This is a genomic window from Streptosporangium sp. NPDC006013 (assembly GCF_040614275.1).
GTDB lineage: Bacteria > Actinomycetota > Actinomycetes > Streptosporangiales > Streptosporangiaceae > Streptosporangium.
Genome location: NZ_JBEXUE010000269.1, coordinates 1 through 14015 on the forward strand (window position 1 = coordinate 1; position 14015 = coordinate 14015).

General features: G+C 71.3%; 11 protein-coding genes. 5 read left to right on the forward strand and 6 right to left on the reverse strand.

The annotated features are described in order from the left end of the window. The first annotated feature begins 120 nt into the window (after positions 1-120). From ABZ260_RS32145 to ABZ260_RS32155, 3 genes are all read left to right on the forward strand, one after another. On the forward strand, positions 121-2235 hold the full coding sequence (locus ABZ260_RS32145) for a sensor histidine kinase (RefSeq protein WP_355625310.1): 2115 nt from the start codon (positions 121-123) through the stop codon (positions 2233-2235). A 58-nt stretch (positions 2236-2293) separates the two neighbouring features. Continuing rightward, entirely contained in the window at positions 2294-3199 is a 906-nt protein-coding gene (locus ABZ260_RS32150; RefSeq protein WP_355625312.1) for a hypothetical protein, read from the forward strand. Positions 3200-3478: 279 nt separating this feature from the next. Beyond that, on the forward strand, positions 3479-5263 hold the full coding sequence (locus ABZ260_RS32155) for an NAD+ synthase (RefSeq protein ID WP_355625314.1): 1785 nt from the start codon (positions 3479-3481) through the stop codon (positions 5261-5263). 130 nt (positions 5264-5393) lie between these two features. Here the strand turns inward: ABZ260_RS32155 and ABZ260_RS32160 are convergent, their stop codons facing one another. The 3 genes from ABZ260_RS32160 to ABZ260_RS32170 all read right to left on the reverse strand — a co-directional run bounded on the left by ABZ260_RS32160 (position 5394) and on the right by ABZ260_RS32170 (position 8947). Further along, positions 5394-6041: a TetR/AcrR family transcriptional regulator gene (locus ABZ260_RS32160; RefSeq protein WP_355625316.1), complete on the reverse strand. Its 648-nt coding sequence runs from the start codon at positions 6039-6041 to the stop codon at positions 5394-5396. A gap of 7 nt (positions 6042-6048) precedes the next feature. Further along, on the reverse strand, positions 6049-7611 hold the full coding sequence (locus ABZ260_RS32165) for an MFS transporter (protein ID WP_355625318.1): 1563 nt from the start codon (positions 7609-7611) through the stop codon (positions 6049-6051). Positions 7612-7744: 133 nt separating this feature from the next. After that, on the reverse strand, positions 7745-8947 hold the full coding sequence (locus ABZ260_RS32170) for an MFS transporter (protein ID WP_355625320.1): 1203 nt from the start codon (positions 8945-8947) through the stop codon (positions 7745-7747). Between the two features lie 208 nt (positions 8948-9155). Here ABZ260_RS32170 and panB point away from each other — a divergent pair, with 208 nt between their 5' ends. Continuing rightward, positions 9156-10001 carry a 3-methyl-2-oxobutanoate hydroxymethyltransferase gene (gene panB / locus ABZ260_RS32175; RefSeq protein WP_350955344.1) on the forward strand — a complete coding sequence of 282 codons (846 nt, stop codon included), beginning with the start codon at positions 9156-9158 and terminating at the stop codon, positions 9999-10001. A 65-nt stretch (positions 10002-10066) separates the two neighbouring features. Here the strand turns inward: panB and ABZ260_RS32180 are convergent, their stop codons facing one another. From ABZ260_RS32180 to npdG, 3 genes are all read right to left on the reverse strand, one after another. Beyond that, positions 10067-10978 carry a threonine/serine dehydratase gene (locus ABZ260_RS32180; RefSeq protein WP_355625322.1) on the reverse strand — a complete coding sequence of 304 codons (912 nt, stop codon included), beginning with the start codon at positions 10976-10978 and terminating at the stop codon, positions 10067-10069. 91 nt (positions 10979-11069) lie between these two features. Beyond that, the gene (locus ABZ260_RS32185) at positions 11070-12242 is read right to left on the reverse strand and encodes an aminotransferase class I/II-fold pyridoxal phosphate-dependent enzyme (protein ID WP_355625324.1); all 1173 of its coding nucleotides are present in this window, start codon (positions 12240-12242) and stop codon (positions 11070-11072) included. Between the two features lie 361 nt (positions 12243-12603). Beyond that, positions 12604-13269: an NADPH-dependent F420 reductase gene (npdG, locus tag ABZ260_RS32190; RefSeq protein ID WP_355625326.1), complete on the reverse strand. Its 666-nt coding sequence runs from the start codon at positions 13267-13269 to the stop codon at positions 12604-12606. Positions 13270-13390: 121 nt separating this feature from the next. Between npdG and ABZ260_RS32195 the strand changes: the two genes are divergently transcribed. Beyond that, positions 13391-13969, forward strand: a complete 579-nt coding sequence (locus ABZ260_RS32195) for a hypothetical protein (protein ID WP_355625328.1) — start codon at positions 13391-13393, stop codon at positions 13967-13969. Positions 13970-14015: the final 46 nt, after the last annotated feature.

The window sequence follows — 14015 nt, forward strand, 5'->3', positions numbered from 1 at the left end:
CTTCCATGATTCCCAGCAACCGTATTCCGGGCGCCGAGATCCAGTCGGCAGCACACGCCTTCCCCGTCAGCGTCAATATAACTTTCCGCCACCAGGCCCCGGCGACGTGGGCAGATAGCGATGCGCCCGCGGGCACGGGAGCACGGCCGGGTGCTCGACGGCGTCGGCGACGTGCCCAGACGGGCCGTCGACGCGCTCACGGTGCCCACCGGGCCCGCTGTGCCCACCGGGCCCGCTGTGCCGCTCGCGCGCGCTCTGTCGCGCTCGCCACGGCGGCTCGCCGCCGTGGCGATGGCCGCCCTCTCCATGGGACTCATCGCGGGCGGGGTCGTGCTCCGCCTCGGCCTGCCGCCCGAGTGGCAACCGATGACGGACGGCGCACCCCAGCTGACGGCGGGGCTGATGTTCTCCGTGGTCGGCGCCTTCCTGCTGGCCCACCGCGCGCGTCCGGCCACGGCATGGCTGATGTGCGTGGGCGGCCTGCTGTGCGCGATCGACATCTTCTCCGAATCGGTGCTGTTCGCCTTCGCCGCGGCGGGAGACATGGACACGGCCGGCTACCTCCGCTGGCCCATGGTCATGAGCCACCACGCCGGCGGGATCCTGCTGGCGGTCATACTCCCGCTCTACTCCCCCGACGGCCGGCTGCCCTCCCGGCGCTGGCGGCCGTTGGTGGCGGTCGGCGCGGTCGCGGCGGTGACGAGCACGCTGCTCGACCTCACCCGCCCGGCACCCGACCAGGCGAGCTACCCCTGGCCACGGATCATTCCCAACCCACTCGCGCTGGAGGCCACGGCCCCCTACAGCATGGCCGCGCGCCAGGCGGCCGCCACTCTGGTATCGGTTCTCGCGTTGCTGGCGCTGGTCTCCCTGGTGCTGCGCTTCCGGCGGGCCGGACCCGCACTGCGCCGGCAGATCGCCTGGCCGCTGTTCGCGTTCGCCTTCTACGTCGCCTGCCTGCTCGCCGGACCCGACTGGTGGCTGGCCGCCGCGGTCTGGGCCGGGCTGATCCCCGTGGCCATCGCCTTCTCCGTGCTGCGCTACCGGCTCTACGGCATCGACACCGTGGTCAGCCGGGCCTTCGTCGCCGCCGGGCTGATCGCCGCGATCAGCGTCATCTACGCGGTCGGCGCGGTCGCCGGGCTGGCCCTGTCGGGATATGACCGGATCGGCGGCCTGATCGCGGCTTTGCTCGCCGGAGTGATCTTCCACCCGCTCCGGCACAGGCTCAGGAGCCTGGTGGACCGGCTCATGTACGGCACGCACGGCGACCCGCGGGCGTTCGCCGCGCGCCTGGCCAGGGAGGTCCGCGAGACCGAGCCGACCAACGCGCTCGCCGCCGTCGCCGCGGTGGTCAAGAACGGGCTGAGCGTCACCGGGGTCGCGGTCGAGGTGTACGAGCCCGGTACCAGGCAGGTACAGGTCGGCCTGCTGGGCCCGGCGCCACGCGGCGTACCGCTGGTCTGGCACGGCGAGCCGGTCGGGCTGCTGCTTCTGGGCTCCCCCGGCCCCCGCAGGTTCGCCGCGGCGCACAACGACCGCCTGATCGCGGTGGCCACCCCGTACGTCGCCGACGTGGTGCACGCGGTACGGATGACCGCCGACCTGCAGCACTCCCGGGAGCGCATCCTCACCGCCCGCGAGGAGGAGCGCCGCCGCCTGCGCAGGGACCTGCACGACGGGCTCGGCCATGCGCTGACCGACATGGCGATGGCCATCAACATGGCCAGGATCAGCCTGCGCGCCGCCCCCGACTCCGCCGACCGGCTCCTGGCGGAGCTGCGCGACGGCATGGACGCGGTCAGCGAGGAGATCAGGGAACTGGTGTACGGCCTGCGACCGCCCACCCTCGACGATCTGGGCCTGGCGGGGGCCGTGCGGGCCCTCGCCCAGGAGGGCACACCGAGGGTCGCCGTGGAGACCGAGGGCAACCTGTCGGACCTGCCTGCGGCAGCCGAGGTGGCCGCCTACCGCATCGCGCAGGAGGGGCTCACCAACGTCCGCAAGCACGCGAGGGCCAGCTCCGCGACCATCTCGCTGCGGCGCGGGGAGTCGCTGGTGGTGCGCGTCCAGGACGACGGGCACGGGCTGCCCACCGGCCCCCGCTCGGGAGTCGGGCTGCTCTCCATGCGCGAGCGCGCCGCCGAGCTGGGCGGGACCTGCGTGATCGGGGCGGCCCCCGGCGGCGGCACGGTCGTGGAGGCCGTGCTGCCGATCGCGGCTGATCATTTGTAAACCTTTTGCCCCTTTCGGGACTCTAACTCCGTTAAGGAATTGACCCGAGGAGATCTCCTTGAAGTACTGGGCACTGGCCGCCGGCGCCGCACTCGCCGTGTCTGCCACCGCTACCCCCGCGGTGGCCTCACCCCGGACCGCCTCACCTCAGACGGCTCCCGTGGCGGGCGCCGTCTACTTCCGCTACGCCGGCAGCGGGGTCGAGGCGCTGACCCACCGGGGAGGCTGGAGCCGCCTGACCGCCGGAGACGGGGCCTTCGCCGGTCAGTTCGCGGTCGCGCCCGACGGCGGCAAGATCGCCTGGATCGACGACAAGAGCAGGCTGCACGTCAAGTCGGCCACCGGGGACAAGGTGATCGCCAAGAACGCCGCCTACGGCGGCCCCTGCCTGACCCCCGCCTGGACCGCCGACGGCAGGCGGATCGCCTACCCGGTGCGGGGCACCGCCGAGGCCACCACCGTGGCCGTGGTCGGCGCCGACGGCAAGGGCCGGTTCAACGCCGGCAAGACCCTCGGCCCCTGTCACCTGACCTGGTCGGCCGACGGCAGGACTCTCGCCGGGTACGCGGGCGACGTCAACGGCGTCTACCTCCTGGACACCAGGCGGCGTGTCGCCAACCGCAACCCCGGCATCAAGCTCGCCAACCACGTGGAGAGCCTGTCGCCCGACAGCCGCAGGGTGGTGGTCAACGCCATCGGCCCGAACGCCCCGGGCGGTGACGGTTCCTGGCCGCTGTCGTTCTCCCCGTCGATCTACGACACCAAGACCGGGGCGAAGATCGCCATCCCGGTCAAGGGACGGCTGCTCGGCGCGCGTTACCTGCGCGACGGCCGCCTGGCGGTCCGCGTCAAGGGCACGACCGCCAACACGATCGTGATCCTCTCCCGCGCGGGCAAGGAGCTCCAGCGGGTGGCCGAGCCGGCGGGGGCGAGGAACCTCGGACTGGTCGGGGTCCTCGACTGACGCCTCTCCCTGCGTGAGACGACGCTGCCGGCAGGCTACTTTACGATCTTGATGACCCGCGCGTTGCCCGCCGGACGGCGACATCGGACGCCGACCGGCTGGCAACCGGCTGACAGAGCCCGGAACGTGCCGTTCTCGTCGCACCTCACCGGACTTCCCGGGCGGCCGCCGGACCTGGACTGCGCCTTTCATCCTGATACGGCAGGTTATGTGGGTAAAACGCGCCCAGACGGATCACCTGAACGGTGATCTCTTGGTACGTCCCAATAGGATGGGCACGTGGCTCAACTCCGTATCGCCCTGGCCCAGAGCAATCCCGCCGTCGGCGACCTGGCCGCCAACAGCGACAGGCTCGTCGAGTGGACCCGGCGCGCCGCGGACCGCGGTGCGCACCTGGTCGTCTTCACCGAGATGTTCCTGACCGGCTATCCCGTCGAGGACCTGGTGCTGCGCACCTCGTTCGTGGAGGCGTCGATCTCCGCGATCGAGAAGGCCGCGCGACGACTGGACGAGGCGGGACTCGGCGAGATCCCGGTCGTCGTCGGCTACGTGGACCGCGCGAATCTCGCCCCGCGCGTCGGCCAGCCCAAGGGTGCCCCGCTCGACGCGGCGGCGCTGCTCCACCGGGGCCGGGTGGTCGTCAAGACCGCCAAGCACCACCTGCCCAACTACGGCGTCTTCGACGAGTACCGCTACTTCGTCCGCGGCGACCGGCTGCCGATCTTCCGGCTGCACGGCGTCGACGTGGCGATCGCGGTCTGCGAGGACCTCTGGCAGGAGGGCGGCCCCGTCGCCGTAGCGGCCGAGGCCGGCGCCGGGCTGCTGGTGGTGCCGAACGCCTCACCGTACGAGAAGGAGAAGGACGACGTACGGCTGGCGCTGGTGGCCAGGCGCGCCCGCGAGGCCGGTTGCGTCCTCGCCTACGTCAACCAGGTCGGCGGCCAGGACGAGCTGGTCTTCGACGGCGACTCGCTCGTCGTCTCCGCCTCCGGCGAGCTCATCGCGCGCGCGGCGCGCTTCTCCGAGGAACTGCTGGTCACGGACCTGGAGCTGCCCGAGGCCAGGTACGGAGGACTCGGGGAGTTCCAGGTGGACGCCGGGGACAACACCGTGATCACGGTGGAGCGGCTGGAGCTGTCGCTCCGCCCCCTGGAGCCGTACGAGCCGGAGCCCCCCACGCTCGCCGAGCCGCTCGACGACACCGCCGAGATCTACTCGGCGCTGGTCCTCGCGGTCCGCGACTACGTCGCCAAGAACGGCTTCGGGTCGGTCATCCTGGGCCTGTCCGGCGGCATCGACTCGGCGCTGACCGCCACGATCGCCTCCGACGCCCTCGGCCCCGACCGGGTACACGCGGTGCTGATGCCGTCGCGCTACTCCTCCGGCCACTCGCTGAGCGATGCCCAGGAGCTGGTCGACCGGCAGGGGATCAACGCCGGCACCGTGCCGATCGCCGACATCGTCAACGGCTTCGAGAAGGAGATCGAGCTCTCCGGCCTGGCCGCGGAGAACCTCCAGGCCCGGGTGCGCGGCATGCTCCTGATGAGCCTGTCCAACCAGCACGGCCACCTCGTCCTCACCACCGGCAACAAGAGCGAGCTGGCCACCGGCTACTCCACCCTCTACGGCGACTCCGCGGGCGGCTTCGCGCCCATCAAGGACGTGCTCAAGACCCTGGTCTGGGAGCTGTCGCGCTGGCGTAACGCCCAGGCGGGCCGTTCGGGTGAGTTCCTGCACCCCTTCGCGGTGCCGCCGATCCCGGAGAACTCGATCGAGAAGGAACCCAGCGCGGAACTCCGCCCCGACCAGCGCGACACCGACTCCCTTCCCGAGTACGAGGTCCTGGACCGGCTGCTGGGCGACTACGTCGAGAAGGACATGGGCTCGGCCGAGCTGATCGCCGCCGGACACGACCCCGCGCTGGTCGCCCGGGTGATCCGCCTGGTCGACCTGGCCGAGTACAAGCGCCGCCAGTATCCCCCGGGCCCCAAGATCACCCCCAAGAACTTCGGCCGCGACCGCCGCCTCCCCATCACCAACCGCTGGCGCGAGACCACCGGCTGACCGGGATCTCCCACGGTCCCGGCCCGCGCCCCTGGCTCCCTTCGCGACCGGCCGGACGTCGGCGCGGCGGGGGCGGAAGTCCGGTCCGACGTCGTGTGTCTCACCGGGCGAGGCAGGGCCGCGCCGAGTCTCAGCCGGGGCCGAGGCCGGTCAGGAGTTGGTCGACGATCCGTTCGGCCAGGTCGGAGGGGAGCTCGCCGTTCTCTTCCGGGCCCTCGGTGCGGATGTACCACATGATGGTGCCGACCACCGTCGCCATCGCGATGCGAACGTCGAGGTCGGCCCGGAGCTCGCCGGTGGCGATGCCGCGCCGCAGCAGGGCGGCCATCGCCGCCCTGCGCGGCTCGATGGTCGCCTGGCGGATGCGTTCCACCAGGCGCGGGTGCCGCTCGGCCTCGTTCATCGCGATGTTCATCACGCAGCGGTTGCGCGCGTCGCACGCGTCTTGCTGGAAGACCCGCATGTAGGTGATCAGATCCTCACGGACCGAGACGCCCCCCGGCACGGGAAACGGCCTCTTGAGGGTCGCCAGCGCGTCAACGAGCAGGTCCTCCTTGCTGGACCAGCGCCGGTAGATGGTGGTCTTGCCGACCCCCGCGCGAGCGGCGATGCCCTCGATCGACAGTTCGGAGAGGCCGCTGCTCTCCCCGACCAGATCGAGGGTCGCGTCGATGATGGCCTTCTCCGCCCTGGCGCTGCGGGGACGGCCCGCGGGGCGGGTCGTCTGAGCCTGGGTTGTCCGGGTCTCGGCCATCTGGGTCTCGTCGGTGGTCGTCATCGCACACCTACACTACTGCCGGTTCCTTATCGCGATCTATGCCCTGCGGGGCGGGGCTCCCGGAGGACCTGCCGGGCAGCCACCTGAACACCACCAGGGCTCCCATCAGCGCGATGACCGCGGAGACGAGGGCAGTGACGTGCATGCCCTCGACGAAGGCGAGCTTCGCCGGTTCGATCAGCGCCGCGCCCCGCGCGCCCAGGCCCTGGGCCACATTGAGCGTTCCGGTCAGCGACTCCCCGGCGATGTGCCTGAGCCCCTCGGGCAGGCCGGTCAGCGCGGGAGCGATCTGGTCGCGGTAGGTGGCCGAGAGCAGCGAGCCGAGGATCGCGACCCCGAGCGCGCCGGCCACCTGGCGGACCGTGTTGCTCATGGCCGACCCGACGCCCGCCTTCTCCCTGGGGAGCGCCTCCATGATCGCGGTCGTCGCCGGGGGCATGATGTTGGCCATCGCCGCACCCTGGACGAAGAACACGACCTCCAGTACGAGGATCGGGGTGTGCTGGTCCATCAGCGAGTAGGCGGCCAGTGCGCCGGCCACGATGACCATGCTGACGGTGGCGGTCAGCCTGCCGCCGAAGCGCGCGGCCATCTGCTGGCTGAGCGGGGCGAAGATCAGCTGGGCGGCGGCGAAGGGGATCATCAGGGCGCCCGCCTGCAGCGCGCTGAAGCCCAGCACGATCTGCAGGTAGAAGACCAGGAAGAACATCGCGCCCATCATCGCGAAGAACACGATGCCGACCATGCCGACCGCGGTGGCGAAGCGCGGGTCGCGGAAGTAGCGGACGTCGAAGGCCGGGTGGTCGATGCGGCGCTCGTACCAGACGAAGACGCCGAGCACGACGATGCCGAGGATCGTCGGGACGAGCACCTCCGCGCTGGCGATCGTGGCCAGCTCGCCGCCCCGGATGATGCCGTAGGTGACGGCGACCAGACCGACGATGGAGAGGATCACACCGACCGGGTCGAGCCTGGACGGGTGCGGGTCACGCGACTCGGGCACGACCAGGCCGATCAGCACCATGCTGATCAGCACGATCGGCAGGTTGATCAGGAAGACCGACCCCCACCAGAAGTGCTCGATGAGCAGGCCCCCGGTGATCGGCCCGATCGCCACGGCCAGACCCACGCCGCCGGCCCAGACGCCGATCGCCTTGCCGCGCTCCTGCGGGGGGAAGACATTGGAGATGATGGCCAGCGTGGCCGGCATGATCGCGGCACCGCCGATGCCCATGAACGCCCGGGCGACGATCAGCTGCATGGGGTCCTGGGCGTAGGCGCTGGCCAGCGAGGCCAGGCCGAACAGGACCATGCCCACCATGAGCATGCGCCTGCGGCCGGTACGGTCGCCGATCACCCCGAAGGTGAACAGCAGGCCCGCGAAGACGAGCGTGTACGAGTTGATCGCCCATTCCAGCTGGCTCTGGCTGGCTCCCAGGCCCACCTTCGGATCGGCGATCGTCTTCAGCGCGACGTTGAGGATGGTGTTGTCGAGCACGACCGCCAGGAGGCTGAAGACCAGCACTCCCAGGATCTGCCACCGTCTCGGGTGACCAAGCTGTTGTTCCACGAAGGCCCCGTTTTTCGATACGTATGAGTTTCGAAACATCACCGTAGCGCCATCTTTTTCGATACGCAACCGTGTCGTTTCGTATTTATCGTGACATATCGCGATACGCACACCATTGGGAGCGCGCCGGGGTTCAGGCGGCGAGCGGGAGCGGCTCCTCGACCGAGCCCTCGGTGCGCCGCCAGAACGGCAGGGCGACCAGGACCATCAGCACGCAACCCAGCCCGGCGGCGGCGAAGGCCCAGCCGGGACCGGGGCCGTCGATGATCACACCCGCGATGGGCGCCGCGGAGGCACCACCGATCAGCAGCGCCGTGCCGTGCAGGCCCATCGCCTCACCACGGGCCTCCGCGGGAACCCAGCGGCTCAAGGTGTCGATCGAGGAGGACAGCGCGGGGGCGCACAGCACGCCCGCCGGCAGCAGGGCCAGGACCAGCCAGTGCCAGTCGCCGCCGACCAGCCCGACGGGAATGGTGAGCAGCCCCATGGCTCCGATCAGGACCAGCGGCGAGCGCCCACGGGGCAGCATGCCGTACACGAAGCCGCCGATCAGCGAGTAGGCGCACCACAGGGCGATCGCCAGCCCGATCCATGCGGTGTCGCCGCCCTGCTTCATGGTCGCCACCAGGGACAGCTCGGTGGCGGCCAGCACGAACATCGCCGCCACGACGGTGCCGAGCAGTCCGAGCATGCCCGGGGTGAGCCACTGGCGGCGCGCGACCCTCGCCACCGGCTCACGGAGCTCCTCGGCCGAGCGGATGGGCGGGTTCAGCACGATCAGCGCCGTCCCCGAGCCGACCAGGCCGGCCGCGACGATGCCCATGGTGGGGACGCTGCCGAGGGAGGTCACCCCCGCGATCGCCAGGGCGGGGCCGGCCATGTAGGAGAGCTCCACGATCATGGAGTCGAGGGAGAACCCCATCCGGCGCTGGTCGACCGGGACCAGCGCCGTGAGGCACTGCCTGATCACGCTGAACACCGGGAGGGCGAGGAGCCCCGCGGGCACCGCGGCGGCGAGCAGCACCGGGAACGGCATCGCCCACGCGACGGACCAGAAGACGAGCTGGGCGAGCGTGGTCACCGCCAGCACCGGGCGCAGGCCGTGCCTGTCGACGAACCTGCCCGCCAGCGGTGAGCCGACGGCCATGCCCACGGTGCTCGCCATGGTCACCAGACCGGCCGCGCCGAAGCCCATGCCGAGTCCGCCGGGGTCGACGACATGCATTGTCAGCGTGATGGCGACCGCGGTCGAGGGAATGCGGGCGAGCAGCCCCACCAGCAACAACGACCGCACGCCCGGGAGTGCCAGCAGGCGGCGGTAAGGTTCTACAGCCATTTTGATTACTTACCTCCGCCAGCATTGTGCCGTACGCACCCGACACTTCCGCCACCGGATTTACCGCGAGGGTGTGCGGTACGCCACCCACGCCCCCGCCATCGGATTACCCGGCCGGTCGGGGCTGTTGAACCTGCCGAACGCGTGCAATCATCGGAACCGTCCGGGGACGCCATCAGGGGCGCCTCGAGACTTCACTGGAGGTCCCATGTCCTCTTCCTCCCCCAGCCGGCCGACCTCGCTCTACGGCGGCCAGGCCGGCCGAAGGATCACCGTACGCGACGTCGCCGCCGCCAAGGAGCGCGGCGAGCGATGGCCGATGGTCACCGCGTACGACGCGATGACCGCCAGGGTCTTCGACGAGGCCGGCATCCCCGTGCTGCTCGTCGGCGACTCGGCGGCCATGGTCGTGTACGGCTACGACTCGACGCTCCCCGTATCGGTGGACGATCTCATGCCGCTGACCGCGGCCGTGGTGCGCGGCTCCTCCCGCGCGATGGTCGTGGCCGACCTGCCGTTCGGCTCCTACCAGGCATCTCCCCAGCAGGCCCTGGAGACGGCCGCCAGGTTCATGAAGGAGGCCGGTGCCCACGCGATCAAGCTTGAGGGTGGGCGGCGGGTGCTCCCCCAGGTCGAGACGCTGGTCTCGGCGGGCATTCCGGTGATGGCCCACCTGGGCCTGACCCCCCAGTCGGTCAACGCGCTCGGCGGCTACCGGGTGCAGGGCCGCGGCCAGTCGGGTGACGAGCTGATGGCCGACGCCAAGGACCTGGAGTACGCCGGAGCGTTCGCCGTGGTCCTGGAGTGCGTTCCCGCCGAGCTGGCCGAGCGGGTCACCTCGTCCCTGTCGATCCCGACGATCGGCATCGGTGCCGGGCCCGGCACCGACGCGCAGGTCCTCGTCTGGCAGGACCTGATGGGCCTGACCGCCAGCCCGGCCAGGTTCGTCAAGAAGTACTTCGACCTGGCCCACGAGATGGACCGGGCGGTGCGCAGCTTCGCCGACGAGGTGTCGACCGGCGCCTTCCCCGCTCCCGAGCACAGCTACAGCTGACGACTCCGCGCCCCGGCGTCCCAGGAAACCCTGGCGGCGCCGGGGCGTTCAGGCGCGGCGCGAGATCAGGCGAGCGTGGCGGGGTCGGTGTTGGCGCCGCACACGACCACGGCCACCCGCTCCCCTTCGGCCGGGGTGTAGAGGCCGGACAGCAGAGCCGCGTACGCGGTGGCGCCCGCGTGCTCGGCGGCGATCCGGTGCTCCCGCCACATCTCGCGCCGTGCCTCGACGATGGCCTCCTCGGAGACCAGCAGGCTCCGTATCCCCGCCGCGCCCGTGATCTCACAGGCGATCTCGCCCGCCCGGCTCGCGCCCAGGGCGTCGGCCCCCACCCCCGCGACCTCGACCCCGACCGGCCGGCCGGCCTCCAGCGCCCGGTGCAGGGTCGGGATGAGCTCGGGTTCGACGGCGACCACGCGGGCGTGGCCGTCGAGCGCGACGGTGATCCCGGCGACGAGCCCGCCGCCGCCGACCGCGACGAGGACCGTGTCGACTCCCCCGGTCTGCTCCAGGATCTCCAGGCCGACCGTGCCCTGCCCCGCGACCACCTCCGCCTGGTCGTAGGCGTGCACGTCCAGGGCGCCGGTCTCGGCCGCGCGCTTGACAGACGCCTCGTAGGCGTCGGCGTAGACGGCACCGACCTGGGTCACCCGCGCGCCCAGCGCGCGCAGCCCGGCCACCTTCACCGGGCTGGACACCGTGGGCACGAAGATCTCCGCCGGGACACCGAGATCGCGTGCCACGTACGCCACCGCCAGGCCGTGGTTGCCCCCGCTCGCCGCGATCAACCCGGCCTCGGGGATCTCTCCCATGGACAGGGCGCGGTTGAAACCTCCTCGCGCCTTGAACGACCCCGAGTGCTGCAACCCCTCCAGCTTGAAGAACAACCCCGGCGACACCTCGACCACCGGTGTGCGCCGGACGTACCCCGCGATGCGCTCGGCGGCCCGCCGCACATCCCCGATCGACACGCTCACGCGCGTCCCCTTCCCACAGAGCGGCTCGGAAAGCGGCCGCCCCGCCCTTCCTGCGGCCCCGTGCCGCAGTCTAGGAGACGCCGTGGATCCCTCAGGCGAGCGCCTGCTCGAAATCGGCCCACAGGTCCTCGATGTGCTCGATGCCGACCGCCACCCGTACGGTGCCCGCACCGACCCCGTGCCGGGCGAGCTCCTCGGCCGTCAGGGAGCGGTGGGAGGTGGTCGCAGGGTGCAGGATGAGCGTCTCGACACCGCCGAGAGAGGGGGCCAGCAGGGCCAGCCGCACCGAGCTCATGAACCGCTCGCCCGCCGCCCGGCCGCCGACCAGGTCGAACGAGAAGACACCCCCGAAGTCCGGCAGGAGCTTGGCCGCCAGCTCGTACGAGGGATGCGAGGGCAGGCCCGGCCAGTGCACGACGGAGACCGCGGGGTGGTCGTTCAGCCGGGTGGCCAGCTCGCGGGTGTTGAAGCAGTGGCGCTCCATCCGCAGCGGCAGTGTCTGGATGCCGCGCAGAGTGAGCCAGGCGGCGAACGGATCCGCGGTGGCACCCAGCTTGACGTTGTAGGCCCACACCCTGCGGTACATCTCCTCCGCGGCGAAGACGGCGATCCCGCCGAGCACGTCGGTGTGCCCGCTCAGGTACTTGGTCGTGGAGTGCACCACGATGTCGGCCCCGTGCTCCAGCGGCCGGCACAGGATCGGTGAGGCGAAGGTGTTGTCGACCACGGAGACGAGTCCGGCCTCGCGTGCCGCCGCGCACATGCCCGGCAGGTCGGCGACCTGGGTCACCGGGTTGGCGATGGTCTCCAGGTAGACCAGCTTCGTCTCCGGCCGCACGGCCGCGCGCAGCGCCGCCGGGTCGTCCTCGGGGACGTAGGAGACCGAGATCCGGAAGCGCCGCTCCAGGTCGTTGATCATCGAGGCGGTGCCGCCGTAGAGCGCCTGCTGCGCGATCAGGTGATCACCGGGCTCCAGCAGCGCGAGCAGCACCGAGTTGATGGCCCCCATTCCGGAACCGGTGGCCACGGCCCCGGCACCGCCTTCCAGGCCGGCGACGGCCTCCTCCAGGGAGCGGACCGTCGGGTTCGACAGGCGCCCGTAGACGAAGGCCCCGTCCGGGCGGCCCATCCCGTCGGCGAAGACGGCCGGGTCGTCGAAGACGAAGCCGGAGGTCTGGTAGAGCGGCACCGTGATGGAGCGGCTGCCGTTCAGCTGCGGCTGGGGAAGGTGGACGGTGCGGGTCTCCGGGCGAAAATCAGTCATGAGATAAGAATGTCCGGTTAACGGGCTGTTTGTCAGATCTGGTTGGTGCGATGTTCGTCATCAAAAGCACAGGTCACCCTGGCCCAGGACACCGGGAAGACCACCGTGGCAGCCTCAGGTTCCCGGCCGCGCGTTCACGATCTCCGTCGGGTAGCCCGCCTGGCCGACGCGATCCGGCGCACCGCACCGGGGCTGCGGGTGCTGGATCCCGAACCGGTCGCCACGGCCGCCGAGTCCGGCGCGAGCCCGCTGCCCCCGAAAGAGCACGGTGCCGAGGGAGGCCGCGCAGGGCGGCTCTCCCACAACCCCGGTGCCACCGACTTACCGAGCGGCCGAGATCGTCAGTTATCCGGCTGTCGCGCTAGATGTCGGTGACGCGCAGGCCGGCGTGGGCCTTGTAGCGGCGGTTGATCGAGATGAAGTTGGCGGTCATCGCCTCGACCTGGTGGGCGTTGCGCAGGCGACCGCCGTACACGCCGCGCATGCCGGGGATGCGGCCCGCCAGCGCCTGGACGGTGTCGGTGGCCTCGCGGTCGTCGCCCAGCACGAGCACGTCCAGGTCGATCTTGTCGACCTCGGGGTCCAGCAGCAGGACGGCGGAGACGTGGTGGAAGGCGGCGACCACCCGGCTCTCGGTCAGGACCGCGGCCGCCTGCTGGGCGGCGCTGCCCTCCTCGACCGCGAGTGCGTACGCGCCCTGCTTGTCGAAGCCGAGCGGGTTGACGCAGTCGATGACGATCTTTCCGGCCAGCTCGGCACGGAGGGACTCCAGCGTGGAGCGGTGCCCGTCCCAGGGAATGGCCACGATCACCACGTCGGCCTCGGCCGCCACGGTCGGGTTGTCGGCGCCGCGCACCGATCCGCCGATGCTCGCCGCCGCCGCCTGAGCACGCTCGGCGCTGCGTGAGCCGATCAGCACGCTGTGCCCGGCGAGGGCGAACCGCCGCGCCAACCCCTTGCCCTGGTCCCCGGTCCCGCCCAGGATCCCGATCGAGATTCCCCCCACGTCCGGAATATCAGTGCTCACTCACCGCTCCTCATCGTCCCCGACCCTCAAGATCGGACTTCGTCGACCATATCGTCTGCCCCGAATCCTCTCAGGGGCGCATTCCCAGGATCATTGCGGGGGGCTGGTGCACGATGGTGCCATGGACGCTGGGTCGGTGACACTGCTGCGCGAGATCCTGGCTTCGACGGGCTGGATCGAGCGGACCCGCGAGCTGGGCCTCGCCCTGCGCGCGACCCGCTCGGCCGGCGGCCTGCTGGTGGTCGGCACGCCCGAGGAGGAGCCCTGGCACCTGACCGCGCACCTGAGCGACGAGGCCAGGCTCTCCGGGCTGCCCCAGCTCTCCCCGACGCTGGTCCGCTGGGCACCCGTCCCCGACGCGCCCGTGCACCTGCGGGTCGGGCTGGACCGGATCCGGCAGGCCGGACGGGGCGAGACCCTGTTCGTGGTCGCCGAGGAGCGTGCTCCCGAGGCGCTGCTGGAGCGGGTGAGCGACGCCCGCAGGACCGGCACGACGATCCTGGCCCTGGACGGCGGTGACACGGACCTTGCGGGCCTGGCCCACGACGCGCTGACGGTCCCCGAACGGGCACCGTTCTCCTTCGACGGGGCACAGCATCTGGTGAGCATGGCCGCGGGCGAGGTCGAACGGCGCCCCACCCTGCGTGACCGCCTGGCCAGGCTGCTGGAGCGGGTCAGCGGCCCGCAGGTCACCGACTAGGCCCTGTCCTGCGGATCTTGCCGTGGCGAGGATCGGTCAGGTGGTG